The 18,513-nt window shown below is 74.3% G+C and carries 14 protein-coding genes and 1 pseudogene; 6 read left to right on the top strand and 9 right to left on the bottom strand.

Features of this window, described 5'->3' with window-relative positions:
• The 6 genes and pseudogenes from Ae331Ps2_RS33695 to Ae331Ps2_RS28125 form a co-directional block, all read right to left on the bottom strand.
• A pseudogene (locus Ae331Ps2_RS33695) lies at nt 1-311 on the bottom strand (IS5/IS1182 family transposase); the annotation flags it as partial.
• Nucleotides 312-877: 566 nt separating this feature from the next.
• Nucleotides 878-1,162 carry a muconolactone Delta-isomerase family protein gene (locus tag Ae331Ps2_RS28145; RefSeq protein WP_020628467.1) on the bottom strand — a complete coding sequence of 95 codons (285 nt, stop codon included), beginning with the start codon at nt 1,160-1,162 and terminating at the stop codon, nt 878-880.
• Complete coding sequence (gene catA, locus Ae331Ps2_RS28140) at nt 1,162-2,001, bottom strand: catechol 1,2-dioxygenase (RefSeq protein WP_075305603.1); 840 nt, start codon at nt 1,999-2,001, stop codon at nt 1,162-1,164. Before catA ends, Ae331Ps2_RS28145 begins: the two co-directional genes overlap by 1 nt.
• Before the next feature lie 50 nt (nt 2,002-2,051).
• A complete protein-coding gene (locus tag Ae331Ps2_RS28135) occupies nt 2,052-3,155 on the bottom strand; it encodes a mandelate racemase/muconate lactonizing enzyme family protein (RefSeq protein WP_020628465.1) in 1,104 nt (367 codons plus the stop codon).
• Nucleotides 3,152-4,072: a LysR family transcriptional regulator gene (locus Ae331Ps2_RS28130; RefSeq protein WP_020628464.1), complete on the bottom strand. Its 921-nt coding sequence runs from the start codon at nt 4,070-4,072 to the stop codon at nt 3,152-3,154. Before Ae331Ps2_RS28130 ends, Ae331Ps2_RS28135 begins: the two co-directional genes overlap by 4 nt.
• A 108-nt stretch (nt 4,073-4,180) precedes the next feature.
• Complete coding sequence (locus tag Ae331Ps2_RS28125) at nt 4,181-5,371, bottom strand: FAD-dependent monooxygenase (protein ID WP_075305604.1); 1,191 nt, start codon at nt 5,369-5,371, stop codon at nt 4,181-4,183.
• 167 nt (nt 5,372-5,538) lie between these two features.
• On the opposite strand from Ae331Ps2_RS28125, the gene Ae331Ps2_RS28120 reads away from it, so the two are divergent.
• Nucleotides 5,539-6,255, top strand: a complete 717-nt coding sequence (locus Ae331Ps2_RS28120; protein WP_020628462.1) for an alpha/beta fold hydrolase — start codon at nt 5,539-5,541, stop codon at nt 6,253-6,255.
• Between the two features lie 114 nt (nt 6,256-6,369).
• Here Ae331Ps2_RS28120 and Ae331Ps2_RS28115 read toward each other — a convergent pair whose 3' ends face one another.
• A complete protein-coding gene (locus Ae331Ps2_RS28115; RefSeq protein ID WP_075305605.1) occupies nt 6,370-8,883 on the bottom strand; it encodes a hypothetical protein in 2,514 nt (837 codons plus the stop codon).
• Between the two features lie 213 nt (nt 8,884-9,096).
• On the opposite strand from Ae331Ps2_RS28115, the gene Ae331Ps2_RS31540 reads away from it, so the two are divergent.
• The 4 genes from Ae331Ps2_RS31540 to Ae331Ps2_RS28085 all read left to right on the top strand — a co-directional run bounded on the left by Ae331Ps2_RS31540 (nt 9,097) and on the right by Ae331Ps2_RS28085 (nt 14,650).
• A complete protein-coding gene (locus Ae331Ps2_RS31540; protein WP_139318671.1) occupies nt 9,097-10,416 on the top strand; it encodes a MarR family transcriptional regulator in 1,320 nt (439 codons plus the stop codon).
• Nucleotides 10,417-10,590: 174 nt separating this feature from the next.
• On the top strand, nt 10,591-11,550 hold the full coding sequence (locus Ae331Ps2_RS28100) for an MBL fold metallo-hydrolase (protein WP_198932153.1): 960 nt from the start codon (nt 10,591-10,593) through the stop codon (nt 11,548-11,550).
• A 39-nt stretch (nt 11,551-11,589) separates the two neighbouring features.
• On the top strand, nt 11,590-13,476 hold the full coding sequence (locus Ae331Ps2_RS28095; RefSeq protein WP_083696394.1) for an FAD-dependent monooxygenase: 1,887 nt from the start codon (nt 11,590-11,592) through the stop codon (nt 13,474-13,476).
• Nucleotides 13,451-14,650: a homogentisate 1,2-dioxygenase gene (locus Ae331Ps2_RS28085; RefSeq protein WP_075305607.1), complete on the top strand. Its 1,200-nt coding sequence runs from the start codon at nt 13,451-13,453 to the stop codon at nt 14,648-14,650. Before Ae331Ps2_RS28095 ends, Ae331Ps2_RS28085 begins: the two co-directional genes overlap by 26 nt.
• A 13-nt stretch (nt 14,651-14,663) precedes the next feature.
• Here Ae331Ps2_RS28085 and Ae331Ps2_RS28080 read toward each other — a convergent pair whose 3' ends face one another.
• Together Ae331Ps2_RS28080 and Ae331Ps2_RS28075 are read right to left on the bottom strand one after the other, a co-directional pair.
• Entirely contained in the window at nt 14,664-15,503 is an 840-nt protein-coding gene (locus tag Ae331Ps2_RS28080; protein WP_233147489.1) for an arsenic resistance protein, read from the bottom strand.
• 125 nt (nt 15,504-15,628) lie between these two features.
• The gene (locus tag Ae331Ps2_RS28075; RefSeq protein WP_139319293.1) at nt 15,629-16,594 is read right to left on the bottom strand and encodes a serine protease; all 966 of its coding nucleotides are present in this window, start codon (nt 16,592-16,594) and stop codon (nt 15,629-15,631) included.
• A gap of 215 nt (nt 16,595-16,809) precedes the next feature.
• Between Ae331Ps2_RS28075 and Ae331Ps2_RS28070 the strand changes: the two genes are divergently transcribed.
• Nucleotides 16,810-18,480 (top strand): FAD-binding dehydrogenase, encoded by a 1,671-nt coding sequence (locus Ae331Ps2_RS28070; RefSeq protein WP_075311545.1) that lies wholly within the window; start codon nt 16,810-16,812, stop codon nt 18,478-18,480.
• Nucleotides 18,481-18,513: the final 33 nt, after the last annotated feature.

Below are 18,513 nucleotides of genomic sequence, written 5' to 3'. Positions count from 1 at the left end.
AGGTCGACCCCGGGGGTGAGGCCGAGCGCGCGGCACCGGTCGGTGGCGATCAGGGTGCCGTCGAGATTCACGTGGGTGTGCCCGGCTGTGCGGGCGGCGAGCAGGGCTCCGTGCAGGCCGGGTGCGGCCGCGGCGAGGACGTCGATGCCTTCGTGCAGGTAACGGTAGGCCGTTGCAGTGCTGATCGCGTTGTCACCGGCCAAACATCGGACCCGGGTAGCATCACAGAACCAGCGGATCACCAGCACTGCCTGGGCGAACGGGGTCAACGCCCGCCGCCGGGTGCCACGTCGACGGCGTTGAAGGACCAGGAGCCGCGCCAGATAGGCCACGGTGCGCTCCCCGATCGGGAGGACAGCGGTGTAGGTGACAGGATCAGACATGCAGGACCTCGGTGACGGTGTCGATCTGTGCTGGACCGAACCGATCTACCGGGGTCCTGCCCCGTTCCCGCTCATCTCACCACCCTCGGCGTGTCGCCACGACCTGCCACCCCGCTACTGAGAACACCTCACTAACCCGTGGAATGAACACCCCCGATCCGGGTGTGCCCTTTCCAGTTCGACGACGCACGGCGCGTCACGCATTCTTCGCCCGTTGTCCACCGGGCGAGAAGTCCGGTTGCTTTACGTGTTGGTTATCTGCTCTTGGAGGAGTTCCAGCCGGCCGGCGCCGTTGTCCGGCAGCAGTTCGGAGAGCCTCTCCTGCGGTTCGCCGGCCGTCGTCCGGTGAACGCGTCGTCCGGTGCGGCGGGCGTCGGACGACCGTTCGGCGCGACCGTGAAGAGCGTCTCCCGGTTCCGGTAAAGGAATGGTCAGGAATTGACCGGGAATGCGCGGGGGCGCCCGTCACCGGGCCCGGGCGCCCCCGCGGGGTCTCAGGCGTGGATGTCCGACGGGTGCGTGGCCAGCGGGGTCACCTGCATGGTCATGTAGGGGAACAGCGGCAGCCCCCAGAGGATCTCGTGGAGCTGCTCGTTGTCGCGCACCTCGAAGATCGACAGGTTGGCGTACTCGCCGACGCAGCGCCAGATGCTCACCCACTCACCCGAGCGCTGCCACTGCTGCGACCAGGCCTTCTCCCGTGCGAGCAGGTCGGCCTTCGCCTCGGCGTCCATGTCGGCGGGGAGGTCGACCTCCATCCGCACGGCGAAGCGGGCCATCAGGCGGGGTCCAGCGCGAAGTCGTAGGTGACCTCGTTGCCGGTGCCGTCGGCGGCCGGGCCGGGGCGCAGGATCAGCTCCGGCTTCACGGCCTGGGCGACGTCGTCGGCGACGTAGTCGCCGCCGTCGAAGTACAGCTGGGTGGTGACGAGCTGCTTGCCGGGCGCGGACACCTTGAGGTGCAGGTGCGCGGGGCGCCACGGGTGCCAGCCGGCCGCGGAGATGAACGCGCCGGTCGAGCCGTCGGTCGGGATCTGGTACGGCGCGGGCTGCATGGTGCGGAACGCGAAGTGCCCGTCGTCGCCGGTGTGGATGACCGCGCGCAGGTTCCACTCGGGGATGCCGGGGGCGAACTGGGAGTAGTAGCCCTCGTCGTCGGCGTGCCACAGGTCGACCGTCGCGCCGGCGATCGGGGCGCCGTCGAGGTCGGTGACGGTGCCCTGGAACAGCAGCGGGGTGCCCTTCTCGCCGGGCCGCATCGGCATCGCGGTCCCGGACTCGATGACCGGGGCACCCGGGACGTAGTAGGGGCCCTCGATGGTGCCGACGGCGCCGCGGCGGTCGGCGTTGGCGACCTCCTCCACGACGTGCTCGACGAACACGTCGAGGAACAGCGGCCACTCGCCGTCGGCGCCGACCTGGATCAGCCAGGCCTTGAGCGCGTCGTACTCGGCGTAGGTCACCTGGTGCTTGCGGATGACCTCGTGCAGGGCCTGCAGCGTGTCGGTGGCGATGGCGGACACCCGGGCCGGATCGGCGGCGGCGCCGGCGCGCTCCTTCTTCGCGAAGGTGGCGGTGGCGTTCGCGCCGGAGCCGGCGGCGGTGGCGGTCTCGGTCATGTCCTACTCCTGTGGTGGGGCGGGGTCGTTCGGTCTCGGCGTGCGGGTGGTCAGGTGTCGGTGCGGTAGTGGGCGAGCTTGTCGGGGTCGACGTCCACGCCGATCCCGGGCCCGCCGGGGACGCGCAGCTCGCCGCCGCTGATCCGCAGCGGCTCGGTGAGCAGGTCGTCGGTCATGTCGAGGAAGTTCGACAGCTCACCGGCGCGGGCGCTGGTCTGCCGGTGCGCCGCGCCGAAGACGACCGTGCAGGCCGTGCCGAGCTGCCCGTCGATCTGGTTGCCCATGACCACCTCGGTGCCGAGTCCCTCGCACAGGTGCAGCACCCGTTGCGAGCCGGTGAACCCGGTCCGCGCGGTCTTGATGCTGATCATGGTGGCGGCGCCGTCGAGCAGCTCGCGGGTCACCTCGCCGGGCCGGGTCGCGGACTCGTCGGCGACGGTCGGGACCGTGGTGCGAGCGGTGAGCCAGCGGCGTCCGAGCACCTGGTCGGCGGGCATGAGCTCCTCGGACAGGGTCAGGCCGAGGTCGGCCATCTCGTCCAGGGCCCGTGCGGCCTCGGACGCGGTCCAGCCGCGGTTGCCGTCGACGTAGAGCTCGACGTCGGGCCCCAGTGCCTCACGCAGCGCACGGCAGGCGCCGGTGTCGAGGGTGACGGGGCGGCGGCCGACCTTGACCTTGAAGGTGGTGACGCCGTGCTCGTCGCGCATCCGCAGGGCCTCGGCGACCATCACGTCGTCGGGGGCGAAGCCGACCATGTGCGAGACCCGCATCCGGTCGGTGTACCCGCCGAGCAGCTCGGAGACGCCGACACCGAGCCGGCGGCCGATGACGTCCCAGACGGCCATGTCGATCGCGGCCTTCGCGGTCGGGTTGCCGATCGTGCGGTCGAGGACGGCGTGGATCCGTTCCCGCTCGAAGACGCTCAGGCCCACGATCTCCGGGGCGAACACGGTGTCGACCACCGCGCGGATGGAGGCCTGGGTCTCTCCGTAGGTGTAGGGGCGGGGTGGGGCCTCGGCGACGCCGACGACGCCGTCCTCGGCGTGCACCCGGACCAGCACGTGGTCGGCGGTGTGCACCTCACCGGAGGCGAACCGCAGTGGTTTGCGGTAGGGCACGGCGAACGGGATCGCCTCGACGGCCACGATCTTCACTGCGGTCCTCCGGGGACGGTGGCAGGGCGGGGGTCCAGCTCGTGCGCGCGCTCGGCGAGCACGTCGAGCAGCCGGACGAGGGCGGGGGAGTCGTCGTCGGTGCGCCAGGCCAGGGCCAGGTCGACGCGCAGCTCGCGGTCCAGGTCGGCGTAGACGACGCCTTCGGTGCCCAGGGCGCGCACCGACTCGGGCAGCAGCGCGACCCCGGCACCGGCGGCGACGTGGGTGAGTAGGATCGGGGTGTCGCGGGCCTCGGTGCGGCGCCGCGGGAGGAAGCCGGAGTCCAGGCATCCCTGGGTGGCGACCGAGTCGACCACCGAGCCGGGGGCGCCGTAGGCGACGAAGTCGTCGCCCCGGAGCTCGGCCAGGGTGACCGTCCCCGCCCCGGCGAGCCGGTGGGTGGCGGGCAGCGCCGCGATCAGCCGCTCCTGGGCGATCGGGCGGACCGACATCTCCGGGCGCACCACCGGCGGACGCAGTACGGCCAGGTCGATGCGACGCTCGTCGAGCGCGTCCTCCTGGGCCGCGGTGAGCAGCCCGGGCAGGAACCGCAGCGAGACGCCCGGCATCCGGCGGGCGGCGACCCGGGCCAGCCGGGGCAGCAGCCGGTAGGCGGCGAGGTCGGTGGCACCGACCGTCACCACGCCCTCGGTGCCGGCGGCGACCTGCTCGACGCGGCGCCGCGCGTCCTCGACACCGGCCAGGATCCGCCGCGCGTCCTCCAGCAGCGACGCCCCCGCCGGCGTCAGGTCGACCCGGCGGGTGGTGCGCTCGAACAGGGTGGCGCCGACCTGGCTCTCGAGCTGGCGGATGGCCTGGGAGAGCGGGGACTGGGCCATGTGCAGCCGCTCGGCGGCGCGGCCGAAGTGCCGCGTCTCCGCGACCGCCACGAAGTAGCGGAGCTGCCGCAGATCCATGCCCGTCACCTCCCTCGGCCCGGCGCGTCGCCTCACGGTAGGCGTGCGACTCTGTAGACACAAAGACCGGACAGCGCCCGATTGAGAGCTTCGACAGCTGAATGATGGTCAGGCCGGGACGGGTCGGGTGTCGGCCCGCGCGTCGACGCCGTGGATCCAGGTGAGCCACGGGTCCAGCCCGGCCAGTCCCGCGTTGCGGGCGTCGGTCTCGGGGCCGTCGGGCAGGTGCAGCAGCCCGCTGGTGACCAGGGAGCTGCGCTGGATCGACCGGGTCCGTGCCCGGCGCAGCCGCTGGTAGCGGTCGAACGCCTCGGCGTGGTCGCCGTCGAGAGCGCCGGGGGCGGCGAGCAGGTCGGCGAGCACCGCGGCGTCCTCGATGGACTGGTTCGCGCCCTGGCCGTGGTGCGGCAGCATCGTGTGCACGGCGTCGCCGAGGAGGACGACGCGGCCGCGGGACCAGCGCGTCATCGGGGGCAGCGTGTAGAGCGGCCAGTGCGGGGACTGCGGCACCGCGGTCAGCATCTGCACCACGCCCGGCGCCCAGCCGGCGAAGGCCCGTTCCAGGGTCCCCGGGTCGGTCTCGGTCGGGCCGGCACCGCCGGTCCACGGCTCCGGTCCCTCCAGCACGGCGAAGAAGTTGATCTGCTCGGCGTGCGCGCCGATCGCGTAGTGCAGCACGTGCGCGTCCGGGCCCATCCAGAACTGGATCGCGCCGGGATCAGGCAGCAGCGGCGCGTCTGCGACGTCGACGATCCCGCGGAAGGCCGAGGTCCCGGTGTAGCGCGGTCGGGCATCGGGGTCGACGACCGACCGGACACGGGAGTGCACGCCGTCGGCGCCGACCACGACCGCGGCGCGCAGCTGCTCACCGGAGGCGAGGGTGACGGTGCCGTCCGGGTCGACCGCGGTGACCTCGCAGTCGAGGCGGACCATGCCCTCCGGGCAGGCACCGGCCAGGACACGCTGGAACTCCGCGCGGTGGATGCCCAGGTAGGGGGCGCCGAAGCGGCGCCGGTAGCTGCCGTCGATCCCGACCGGGAAGGCGGACACCCGCTCGTCGTCGCGCCAGCCGCGGTGGATGAGCTCGGTCGGTTGCGCCGCGACCTTCTCCAGCTCGCCCAGCAGACCCAGCTCGTCCAGCGGGCGCAGCCCGTTCGCCGACAGCGCCACGGCCGCACCGACCTCGCGCAGCTCGGCCGCGCGTTCGAGCACGGTGCCCCGGACGCCGCGGGCGTGCAGCGAGAGGGCCAGCGACAGGCCCCCGATCCCGGCACCGACGATCACCACTGATTCGTCCATGACTGTGATCCTGACACGGATACCGGGCCCTGATTCCTCTACGGATCGTCTCAGTCGGGACCGCTTTCGGCACGACCCCCTCGGCCCCTTCACCGGGGGTCCGGGGTCGGCCACGATCACTCGCCGAGGGGACCCGACCCCGTTCCGAACTCGACGAGGAGTGATCGATGTCCGAGACGTTCGTGCTGGTGACCGGCGCGTGGCACGGCGGCTGGGCCTGGCGCCCGGTCGCCGAGCGACTGCGTGCGGCAGGACACCGCGTGCTGACCCCCACCCTCCCCGGGCTCGCCGACGGCGACGACCCCACTGCCCTGCACCTGTCCGACACCGTCGACGCCGTGGTGGACCTGATCGAGTCCGCCGACCTGTCCGACGTGACGCTGGTCGGGCACAGCTGGGGCGGCTACGTGATCACCGGTGCGGCGCACCGGGTCGCGTCGCGGCTGCGGAAGCTCGTCTACTGGAGCGCGTTCGTCCCGGCCGCGGGCCGCTCGCTCTACGACGAGGTCCCGCCGGCCTACCGGGAGCTGTTCGACGCCCAGGCCGCGGCGTCGGGCAACAACACCGTCGCGCTCCCGCTGCCGGTGTGGCAGGAGGCCTTCATGAACGACGCGGGTGAGGAGGCGCAGAAGCTGGTGCACGAGCTGCTCGTGCCGCACCCGATGCAGTACTTCACCGAGACCGTGGAACCGCTCGACCCGGCGGCCCTGGGGGTGCCGGTGTCCTACGTGCTGTCCACCGACGACGTCGCGCTTCCACCCGGCGAGTACGGCTGGGACCGCTTCGCGGCCCGGCTCGGCGTCACGCCGGTGAGCGCGCCCGGCAGCCACGAAGGCTGCTTCACCGCCGCCGAGGGGCTCGCCGAGGCACTGCTGAAGGCCTGACCCCCGCGGCGCCTCGCGCACGGCGCCCCACGCGGGCGCCCTACACGAGGCGTGCGCACGAACGGCCCCTCGTACGAGACGTTCGTACGAGGGGCCGTTCGCGTGCGGCCGGGGTCAGCCGGTCGGGGACTCCTGCGCGCCGTCACCGGGCGCGGGGTCCTGGCCGAGCTGGTTCGGCGGGAACCGCAGCGGCGGGAGCCCCTGCAGCGGGGCCTGCGGGACGTTGCCCACCTCCGGCGGGAGCGGGGTGCCCTGCAGCGGGTTGCCCACCGGCTCGAGCGGGTCGACCGGCGCGAACGTCGCGGGCTTCGCCAGCCCACCGGAGTCGTTGCCGTCGAAGGACTCGGTCCGGTCGCAGCCGTCGAGCATGACGGTCAACGGGCCGTCGGTGTGCACGTCGAGGCGGGCGTCGCAGCCCACCCCGGCGCGCTCCGGGTCGACGGTCACGGTGCCGACCCCGGCCGAGCGGATCTCCAGCACGTTCTCGGCGTCGGCGTCCACCGGCGCGTCGAGGTGGCGGAACTCCCGCAGGTACGGGTTGACCGGCGAGAAGGTCCCCTCGACCTGCCCGACCTCCTGACCGGCCGCCGGGACCGGCGCCTCAGCACGGCCCTGCCCCCGGGTGACCACGTCGATCGCGCCCAGCTCGTGCGGGTCGCGGCTCTGGATGCCCGACAGCCAGTAGGCGTGGTCCCCGACGAGGCCGGCCTCCGGGTCGTCCATGAGGGGGTTGCGCACGTAGGTGACGTGCGGCGGGTCGACCGCGCGGGGCTCGTCGCCCATCCAGCGGGCGGCCAGGTCCCACATGCCGTTCTTGCACATCACGAGGTGCTCGGCGGCGAGGCCGACGTGGCTGATGAACTCGTAGTCGTAGTCCCCGGCCTTGTAGAGGTCGGCCCGCTCGCGGGTGATGGGGTAGGGGATGAAGTCGTCGTTGACCCCGGCCCACTCCATCACCGGCTGGTTGCGCCGGCTGGGCAGCAGCTCGGAGATCTTCGACCCGGGCTCGTGCTTGGTGACGGTGTCGACGCCGGCCTTGGCCAGCTCGTCGGCCACCCCGTTGACGCCCGGCAGCGAGGGGGCCACGTTCAGCCCGTCGCAGATGAAGGCCTTGTTGAACACGTCGGGGAAGGTCAGCGACAGCTTGTTCGCGGTGTAGGCGCCGGAGGAGAAGCCGCCCATCGCGGTGCGCTCGCGGTCGAGGTCGTAGTGGCGACGGGCGTCGGCCAGCGCCTCGAAGACGATCGCGCCGCCCTCGCCGTAGCCCCAGTTGTCGGCGCCGCGGAAGTCGACGTCGATCACCATCGTGGGGTCGCCCGGCCGGTCGGCGAACTGCCGGTAGAGGTCACGGTCGCCGGCGACGTCGTCGCCGGGGCGCAGCGCGTAGCCCTGGGTCCAGAGCAGCGAGGCGTAGCCGTGCGACGGCGCGGGGGCCTCGGGGACGTAGACCGTGTAGCGCTGCATGCGGCCCGGCAGGTCGGGGACGCAGTCGTCGCGGCAGGGGTAGCCGAACGACGCGCTCGGCCGCTGGTCGCCGGAGCCCTCGCCGGAGCCGGTGGCGATGCCGCCCTGCTGCAGGCCGGTGCCCGGTGCGGGCCCACCCGGGTCCGACGGCAGCCGTCGGCCCTGTTCCTTCTCCGAGTGCGAGGCGAACACGCGGGTCACGTAGCCGGAGGTGGGGACGCCGGACTCGTCGTCGGCACCGGCGCGGAGCTTGCCGAAGTCGACGTCGGCGAAGAACTCCGACAGGTCGCCGTTCGCGATCGCGCGCTTCTGGTCGTTGTTGCGGTAGGGCGCCTCGAAGGGCTCGTGGAAGCGGAACGCCGCGTCGAAGAACGCCGACGGCGTCGGGTCGCCGAGGACCGCGCCGCCGGGGTGGGACTCGTCCGCGGTGACCTGCGGGACGAGGTAGGCGTCGGCGTCGCGGTCCCACAGCCCGGCCGCGGCGGCGAGGCGCTGCGTCCCGTCGGCGGGGTCCCACGCGGAGTGCGGCACCCGGATCTCGACCTGGCGTCGCTCGAGGTCGACGTGCACCTCGGGCGCGTCCGGCAGGGTCCGCCCGGTGGCCGCGTCGACGATGTCGCCCTCGTTGCCGTGCACCGTCACGAACAGCTGGGCCGGCATGACGGTGTTCGCGCCGTGCGGGGCCTCGCGCGGGGTGTCCGAGCCGCCGAGGGCGAGGGTCAGGCCGAGCAGCCCCGGGTCGGTCATCGTGTTCATCGTGACCCGGAACGCGGTCGCGTCGTCCTGCGGCTTCGCGCGGACCTCGAGGATGTCCGCGGCGTTGCGCCGGTAGGCGGCGTTCTCGGGGTAGGTGTAGTTGCGCAGCAGGGTGTCGTTGGGCCAGCGGTACTGGTTGCCGCCGCCCTCGTCGTCGTAGACGCAGCCCTGGTGCACGTACTCGCCGTGGCGGTAGGCGCTGGTCATGCAGATGCCGATCGGGTCGGCGGACCAGATGCCGGTGTTCTGCAGCTGGGGCGCGTCGACGGCGGGGGCGCGCAGCAGGTCGGGACCCGCCGTGTCCGCCCGCGCGTCCGGCGCCGCGAGCGCCGACCCGGCACCGACCGCCGCACCGGCGAGCAGGTCGGCGACGACGAGCGCGACGGCGGCTCGCTTCGTCTTCTTCATCGGGGAGCCTTCCACCGGTGCCGCCCGGTCGCGCCTCGCTGCGCAACGGGGTTCGAGCGGCCCCGTTGCCCACCTCAACTGATCCACTGCGACCCCGGTGACGTGCGACGACCACTTATCGTTAGCCCGAATGGACTAGGACCGTCGGGATCTGGATGCGCACCTATGTTTCTCCTCGTGTAGAAAAACGGTGAGCTACCACGAGGAGCGGCCGTGCCGAAGCGGGTGGACCACGAGCAGCGCCGGGGCGAGATCGCCGACGCCGCCTGGCGGCTGATCGCCGAGCACGGCCCGGACGCGGTCACGCTGCGGGACGTCAGCGCGGCGCTGGAGGTCGCGCACGGGGCCCCCGGGCACTACTTCGCCGGCCGCGCCGCGATCGTGGAGTACGCCTTCCGGCGGGCGCTCGACGGCCTCGACGCCCGGGTGGCGCAGCGCACGGCCGGGCTGGCCGGGCTCCCGGCACTGCGGGTGTTCTGCGACGAGGTCACCGCGCACACCGGGACGCCGTTCGCCCGGGTCGCGGCGTCCGGGGCAGGGCCGGCCGCGGTCCTCGCCGAGGTGACCGCGCGGTGGCGGGTCCGGCTGGCGGCCCGGATCGACGAGGCGCGGCGGGCGGGCGAGATCGTCGCCCCGGCGCCGGACGGGGTGCTCGTGGAGCAGCTGCTGGCGCTGCTCCACGGGGTGCAGGCGCTGGCCGCGCCGGGGCCCGGCGGACCGGGGTCGGCGCTCGGGCCGGACGGGGCGGCGGCGACGCCGGGGACCGGTGCAAGGGGGACGTCGCCGGGGTCGGGTGGCGCGGGATCGGCGGCGCGCGAGGTGGTCGCGGCGTTCCTCGCGGGGCTCGGCGACGGCCCGGCCCGGATCGGGACCGCCGGGCCGGGCGGGGGTCCGCCGGGAGCCGGGGTGCGGTCGTCGGACCGGTCGCCGGTCGCGCAGGACCGAGCCGACGGCGGCGGGAACAGCAGCGGGAACAGCAGCGGGAACGACAGCGGGAATGACAGCGGGAACGGCGGCGGGGACGGGTTCCTCGCCTTCACCGACGTCGCCCTCGCCCGCACCGGCGAGCGCCTCCCCGGCACCGACCGCGCGGCCATGGCGCTGGTGCTGAACCTGCACCGGCTCACGAGCTCCCTGGTCTACGACCTCGAGTCGACCGTCCACCGCCCCGCGGGATGGAGCTGGTCGGCGTTCCGGCTGCTGTTCACACTCTGGGTCGCGGGCGGGCAGGAGGCGGGCCGGGCGGCGGAGCTGTGCGGGATGAGCCGGGCCGCGGTGTCCAGCCTGGCCAACACCCTCGCCGCCGGGGAGCTCGTCCGGCGCACGCCCGCCGCCGGGGACCGGCGGACCGTGCACCTGTCCCTGACCGACGCCGGTGCCGAGCGGCTGGTCGCCGCGTTCGGGACCCACAACCGTCGCGAGTCGGAGTGGGCGGCGCTGCTCGGCGCCGTCGACCTCGCGACGCTCAACACCCTGCTGGTCCGCCTCTCCCGGGCCGCGCACCGGGCGGACTGGATCAACCGGCGGACCTGAACCGCTCGGCGCGCGCCGCCGGATCGGCCCTGGCGCCGGGCCCCGCGGCCCTCTACGGTTCCGGACAAGTGCTTCAACCTTTGATCGTCGGGCAGGTCCGGCCGGTCACAGGTCCCGATGAGGGGACGCCACGGTCGCCGCCGGTGTCTCCCGGCTGCCGAGAGGACACCTGCCGTGGCCAAGCCCTTCGCCTCCTCCGCCGACACCGCTGCCAAGGAGCAGACCCTCGATGTGCTCGCGGACGGCGTCTACGCCCTCACCGCCGAGGGCGACCCGAACATCGGCGCGATCGAGGGGGAGGACTTCCTCGTCTGCTTCGAGGCCCTCGCCACCCCGGTCGCCGCGCGGAGGTGGCTCGCGATGCTGCGCGAGCACACCGACAAGCCGGTCCGCCACCTCGTGCTGTCGCACTACCACGCGGTCCGGGTGCTGGGCGCGAGCGCGTTCGACGCGCAGACCGTCGTCGCGCACGAGGCGACCGCGGCCCTGATCGCCGAGCGTGGCATGGAGGACTGGGCCTCGGAGTTCGCGCGGATGCCGCGGCTCGCCGAGGCCGCCGACTCCGTGCCCGGACTGACCTGGCCGACGCTGACCTTCGCCGACCGGCTCACCATCGACCTGGGCGGGGACCGCGGCGAGCTGGTGCTGCAGTTCCACGGTCGCGGCCACACCGAGGGCGACATCACCGCCTGGCTGCCGCGGCACCGGATCCTGTTCGCCGGTGACCTCGTCGAGGCCCGGGCCGCGCTCTACACCGGGGACGCGTTCCACCGCGACTGGGCGGGCGAGACCCTCGACCGGCTCGCCGCGCTCGGCGCCGAGCAGCTCGTCGGCGGGCGCGGCGCGGTCAGCCGCGGGCGCGCCGAGGTCGACGCCGCGATCGCCCAGACCCGTGGGTTCCTGCAGGTCATGATCCGGGAGGTCGGCGCGGTGCAGGGGCGCGGCGGCACGCTGAAGGAGGCGTTCGAGGCCACCCACGCCGCACTCGTCGACGACTACGGGCACTGGCCGATCTTCGAGCACTGCCTCCCGTTCGACGTCTCCCGGCTGTGGGACGAGCTGTCCGGTGTGGAGCGTCCGGTGATCTGGACCGCGGAGCGCGACCAGGAGGTCTGGGCGAGGTTGCAGGGCTGAGGAGCCGGAGAGGGGAGAGCAGCCGTGTCGAGGTCCGTCGTGTCGAGGTCCGCCGCGCCGACCTGGCCGTCGTCGCCGGTCCTGGTGCTCGGTGCCGGGCCGGTCGGGCAGACCGCCGCGCTGCTGCTGGCCCGCCACGGCGTCCCGACGGTCGTGCTGGACCGCCGCCCGGAGCGGGACCGGGTCGGATCGAAGGCGATCTGCCAGCAGCGCGACGTCCTCGACGTGTGGGAGTCCGTCGGCGCCGGCCGCCGGATCGCCGACGAGGGCGTCACCTGGACCACCGCGCGCACCTTCCACCGCGACACCGAGCTGTTCGCCCACACCGTCGCCGAGCCGGGGCGGCCCGCCTTCCCACCCTTCGTGAACCTCTCCCAGGCCCGCACCGAGGAGATCCTCGACGAGCGGATCGCCGACGAGACACTGGTGGACCTGCGCTGGGGACACGACGTCGTCGGTGTCGAGCAGACCGCCGACGGCGTCACGGTCACCGTCGACGACGGTGGCCGGGTCGCGGGGAGCTTCCTGGTCGTCTGTGCCGGCGCCCGCGGTGATGCGCTGCGGGAGCTGCTCGGGGTCACCTTCGAGGGCACCAGCTTCGACGACCGCTTCCTGATCTGCGACGTCCGCGCCGACCTCCCGGGGTGGGCGGCCGAGCGCCGCTTCCACTTCGACCCGGCCGCGAACCCTGGCCGCCAGGTGCTGGTCCACCCCTGCCCGGACTCGACGTACCGGATCGACTGGCAGGTCCCGGCCGGGTACGACCTCGACGCCGAGACCGCGTCCGGCGCGCTGGACGCCCGGATCCGGGCGGTCATCGGGGACGTCGACCACGAGGTGGTCTGGTCCTCGGTCTACCGGTTCCACTCGCGGGTGGTGGACCGGATGCGGTGCGGCCGGGTCCTGCTGGCGGGCGACGCCGCGCACCTGGTGTCCCCGTTCGGTGCCCGCGGCCTGAACTCCGGCGTCGCCGACGCGGAGAACGCCGCCTGGAAGATCGCCTGGGTCGGTCACGGCTGGGCACCGGAGGAGCTCCTGGAGAGCTACCACGCCGAGCGTCACGCGGCGGCACGGGAGAACGTGGCCGTGACCACCGCGACGATGGACTTCCTGGTCCCGCGCAGCGCCGAGCAGGTGCGTGCCCGCTCCGAGGTCCTCGCCGCGGCGGCGACCGACCCCGGGGCCAGGGCGCGGGTCGACTCCGGCCGGCTGTCCGAGCCGTTCTGGTACGTCGACTCCCCGCTGACCACCGCCGACGCCCGTCGTCCCTTCGCCGGGCGCCCCGCCCGCGGCGAGGTCCCGCCCGCGGGGCCCGGCGTGCTCGTCCCCGATGTCCCGGTCCGCACCCCGGCCGGCCCGGGACGGCTGCGCGCGCTCGCCCGCGACGGGTTCCTGCTGCTCACCGGGCCGCTGGCCGACGCGGACGCGGTCACCGCGGCGGCGTCCGCGGCGCCCGGCCCGGTCCGCGTGCTCGCCCTCGCGGAGCTGGACGGCGACCCCGACACCGACACCGACCCCGCCGTCACCGGGGGAGCCGCCGGTGCCGGAGCGGGAGCCGGCCCTGGATCCGCTGCCGACCCGGCCGGAGCGGGAGCCGGTGCCCCCGCGGGGGACGGAGCCGGCCCGACGGTGACCGCGGCCCTGGCCGCCCGGCCCGACGAGGTGTGGCTGCTCCGCCCGGACGCCCACGTCGCCGCCGTGCTCCCCGCCCCGACCCGCGACGACGTCGCGGCCGCCCTCGCCCGCGCGACCGCCCGCGGCACGACCGCGCGACCGACCCCGCCTCCGATGCCGCCCGGGCCACCGACGGGGCCGTCGTCCCCGCGGCCGGCGCCGGGGCGGGCGCCGAGGCGGGCACCGGGGCGGAGACCGACATCGACCGGACCGGAGGAGGGCCACGATGGCGTACTACAGGCGAGCCGGTGACGTCCCGCCGAAGCGGCACACCCAGCACCGACGCCTCGACGGCGGGCTGTACCGCGAGGAGCTGATGGGGGAGGAGGGCTTCTCCTCGGACTCCTCGCTGCTCTACCACGTGGGCGTCCCGTCGGCGATCGTCGACGCCACCCCCTGGGACCCGGGCGACCAGTCGCTGACCGAGAACCGGCCGCTCGTGCCGCGGCACCTGATGCTGCACGACCTCGAATCGCCGGACTGGAAGTCGGTCGACGTCGTCACCGGGCGCCGGCTGGTGCTCGGCAACGCCGACGTGCGGATCTCCTACGTCGTCGCGGGGGAGGTCAGCCCGCTCTACCGCAACGCCGTCGGCGACGAGGTCGTCTACCTGGAGTCGGGCTCGGCGACCGTCGAGACGGTGTTCGGTGCCCTGGAGGCAGGCCAGGGCGACTACGTGGTGCTCCCGCGGGCGACGACCCACCGGTGGGTGCCGACGGGGTCCGAGCCGCTGCGCGCCTACGCGATCGAGGCGTCGTCGCACATCACCCCGCCGGCGCGGTACCTGTCGCGTCACGGCCAGCTGCTCGAGCACGCCCCGTACTGCGAGCGCGACCTGCACGGTCCCACCGAGCCGCTGCTCGTCGAGGACACCGATGTCGAGGTGCTGGTGAAGCACCGCGGGGGGCCGCACGGGATCACCGGCACCCGCTACGTGGTGCCCACCCACCCGTTCGACGTCGTCGGCTGGGACGGCTGCCTGTACCCGTACACGTTCGACGTCGCCGACTTCGAGCCGATCACCGGGCGGGTGCACCAGCCGCCGCCGGTGCACCAGGTCTTCGAGGGCCAGAACTTCGTGATCTGCAACTTCGTGCCGCGCAAGGTCGACTACCACCCGCTGGCCGTGCCGGTGCCCTACTACCACGCCAATGTGGACTCCGACGAGGTCATGTTCTACTGCGGCGGCGACTACGAGGCCCGCAAGGGCTCCGGGATCGGGCAGGGCTCGATCTCGCTGCACCCGGGCGGGCACAGCCACGGCCCGCAGCCCGGCGCGGTCGAGCGGGCACTCGGGGCGGAGTCCTTCGACGAGCTCGCGGTCATGGTCGACACGTTCCGGCCGCTGGCCCTCGGCGAGGGCGGGCGGGCCTGTGAGGACCCGTCGTACGCGTGGAGCTGGGCGGGTCGCGGCCCCGGCAGCTGACGGGGCCGCCGGCTCACCGGGCGGGGACGAGCACCGGCACCAGCCGCACCAGCACCACCAGGGCGACGAGCTCGACCAGGGTCTGGGTGACGACGGCCAGCGGGGCGAGGGCGAGCGGGCCGGGCAGGGCGAGCGCGAGCGGCAGCACGACCAGGGAGTTGCGGGTCGTCGCCGAGAACACCGTCGCGCGGGTGGCGGGGACGTCCAGGCGCGCCACCCGGGCGGCGAGCAGGCCGACGACGACCGCCGCGACGGCGAACGCGGTGTAGAGCGGGACCAGCCGCAGCAGGGTGAGGGCCTGCGCGCCGACGTCGGCGATCTGCGACGCGACGACCAGGGCCAGGGTCGCCACCATGAGCGGCACCATCGCCCCGGCGGCGGCGCCCTCGACCCGGGCGACCCGCCCGTCCGGCCGTCGCCGGTGCAGCACCTGCACCAGCGCCGCCGCGGCCAGCGGCAGCAGGACCAGCACCACGAACGCCTCGGCGAACGGCCCGACCTCGACCACGGCGAGCGCCTCCGGCCCGGCGGCCAGCCACAGGTAGCCGGGCAGCAGCAGGAGCTGGGCCACCATGAGCAGCGGTGTCGCCGCGAGCAGCTGCGCCCGCGCGCCACCGGCGAGCCCGGTGAACACGACGACGTAGTCGACGCACGGGGTGAGCAGGACGAGCAGGACCCCCAGGAGCAGGCCGCGGTCGTCGGCGACGAACGAGGACAGCCCGAACGCGACCGGCGGGAGCAGCACGAAGTTCGCCACGAGCACGGTGACCAGGAAACGGGCGCCGGTGAACGCCCGAGCCAGGTCGACCAGCGGGACCGCGAGGAACGTCGCGAACAGCAGCAGCGCGAGCACCGGGGTGACCGAGGCCCCGAGCGCGGGCGCGGCCCACGGGACGGCGAGACCCAGGAGCGCCCCGGCGAGGATCGCGGCCAGGTACAGCGGGACCTGCTGACGGTCCCACCACGCGACGAGCCGGCTCAGTCGGTCCCCCCGGCCGAGCGGTACGCCGCCTGCGCGGCGGGGCCGAGGTCGGCGCCGTAGGAGACGTCGGGGGAGTCCCCGCCCTGCTGGTAGCCACCGGTGACGGCCAGGATCTCCGAGTCGTCCGGGCCGGTCAGCCACGGGCCGCCGCTGGCGCCCTGGTCCAGGCCGGGCTGGTCGAGCTGCCACTGGTCCTCGTCGAGCGTCCCGGCGGTGCCCGACACCGTCGTCGCGTCGTCGTCGCCGTCGTTGTAGCCGACCGCGGTCACCGGGGTGTCGTCGCCGTCGGTGCCCGGCGCGCCGAAGGCGATCCGGTAGGCGCCGGTGACCTGCTGGATCGGCGGTCCGTCCGGCCGTGAGACGGTCAGGAACGCGACGTCGGAGTCGGGATCGCCGCTCTCCAGCCAGCCCGGGGGGACCGCGGCGGCGGTGACGGTCCAGTAGCCGAAGGGGGCGGTGCCGTCGTCGTAGCCGGGGGCGAAGCTCATGCCCGTCCTGGCCGGCGTGCCGTCGCCGTCGGCGACGCAGTGCGCGGCGGTCACGACCAGGTCACCCGTGGCGGACTCGACCACCGAGCCGGAGCAGAAGTGGTCGCCGGGGTCGTCGGCCGGGCCGTCGAACAGGGCGCCGGTCGCGGGCCGCGCCACCGGCGTGCCGTCGGCACCGGTGACGACCGGGAGGGACGGTCCGGGCACGGCGGGCCCGGCGGGCGCGACCGTCGCCGGGCCTACCGGGGCCGGGGTACCGGCCGGGGCCGGCGCGGAGGTCGGCGGAGCCGGGGTGGCGGCGGAACCGGCCGCCGTGGCCGACGCCGCGGTCGCGACCTGGGGCGGCGGCGCGGGCGTCCACGACGGAACCGTGAGCACGAGGGCGGCGGACGCCGCGAGCGCGGCGGCCAGCAGTCCCGGCAGGCGCCACCGCGGGCGGGACCGGCCGTCACGGGGCCGGGGGTCGGTCCGCACGTCCACCTCCCTCGACTCACCTCCGCTGACCCGATCAACGGTAGAGGGCACCCCTGTGCCCCGTCGGGCGGACCGCTGTGGACGTGCTGTGAATCCGGCCCGGTCGGCGGCCCGCCCGTCTCCCGTCGTCCTGCGCGGATCTGAGCGGATCTGATACGTCTGTGTCCACCGGCCGCCCCGTCGGGGTGCGGTGGGCCGGCGACGAACGGAGTGGGATGGACGCGGACGTGATCGTCGTCGGGGCCGGGCTGGCCGGACTGGTCGCCACGCACGAGCTGACCCGGCGGGGCCGCCGGGTCGCCGTCGTCGACCAGGAGGGACCCGTCGACCTCGGTGGGCAGGCGTGGTGGTCCTTCGGCGGCATCTTCCTCGTCGACAGCCCCGAGCAGCGCCGCATGCGGGTGCACGACTCGGTCGAGCTGGCCTGGAGCGACTGGCAGGGCAGCGCCGGGTTCGACCGCCTCGACGACGAGGACACCCACGCCGCGCGCTGGGCCCGCGCCTACGTCGAGTTCGCCGCCGGGGAGAAGCGCTCCTACCTCACCGAGCTGGGCATCTCCTTCCTCCCCACGGTCGGCTGGGCCGAGCGCGGCGACCTCACCGCGACCGGCCACGGGAACTCCGTGCCCCGCTTCCACGTGAGCTGGGGGACCGGCACCGGCGTCGTCGGACCGTTCGTCGACTCCGCGCTGCGCGCCGCCGAGGCCGGGCTCGTGACCTTCCACCACCGACACCGCGTCGACGAGCTGGTCCGCACCGACGGCAACGTCACCGGCGTCCGCGGTGCCCTCCTCGCCCCGGACGACTCGCCGCGCGGGGCCCCCAGCAACCGCGACGTGACGGGGGAGTTCACGCTCTCCGCGCCCGCGGTGGTGCTGGCCACCGGGGGGATCGGCGCGAACCACGAGATGGTCCGCCGGTACTGGCCGGAGCGGATGGGCACGCCGCCGTCGTCGATGATCACCGGGGTGCCGGCCTACGTGGACGGTCGGATGCTCGACATCGCCGCCGACGCGGGCGTGCGGCTGGTCAACCGCGACCGCATGTGGCACTACACCGAGGGCGTCGTGAACTGGGACCCGGTCTGGCCCGGCCACGCCATCCGGATCCTGCCCGGTCCGTCGTCGATGTGGTTCGACGCGCTGGGCAGGCGGCTGCCCGCGCCGTACCTGCCCGGCTACGACACCCTCGGCACCCTGCGCCACCTGCGCACCACCCCGGACATCGCGCCCTACGACCACTCCTGGTTCGTGCTCACCCGCAAGATCATCGAGAAGGAGTTCGCGTTGTCGGGCTCGGAGCAGAACCCCGACATCACCTCCGGGCGCCGCGCGGCCTTCCTCCGCGAACGTCTGCTCAGCAGGGGCGCGCCCGGCCCGGTCCAGGCGTTCACGACCCACGGGGAGGACTTCGTCGTCGCCGACACCCTCGACGATCTCGTCGCGGGGATGAACGCCCGCACCGACGCCCCGCCGCTCGACCCGGCCCTGATCCGCGGCCAGATCGAGGCCCGCGACCGGCAGCTGGCGAACCCCTACAGCAAGGACGCCCAGGTCCAGGGCATCCACAACGCCCGCCGCTCGCTCGGCGACCGGATCGGGCGGGTCGCCGCGCCGCACCGGATCCTCGACCCCGCCGCCGGGCCGCTGATCGGGGTGAAGCTGCACGTGCTGACCCGCAAGACCCTCGGCGGGATCCAGACCGACCTGCAGTCCCGAGCCCTCGACACCCGCGGCGAGCCGATCCCCGGGCTCTACGCGGCGGGGGAGGCCGCCGGGTTCGGCGGGGGCGGGGTGCACGGGTACAACGCGCTGGAGGGCACGTTCCTCGGCGGCTGCATCTTCTCCGGCCGCGCCGCCGGACGCAGCCTCGCCGGGGCCCTCTGAACCCCGTCTCTCACTGAGCGAGACCCGCCTTCC

Source organism: Pseudonocardia sp. Ae331_Ps2, from assembly GCF_001932405.1.
GTDB lineage: Bacteria > Actinomycetota > Actinomycetes > Mycobacteriales > Pseudonocardiaceae > Pseudonocardia.
This window is presented reverse-complemented; position numbering and strand designations above follow the sequence as displayed.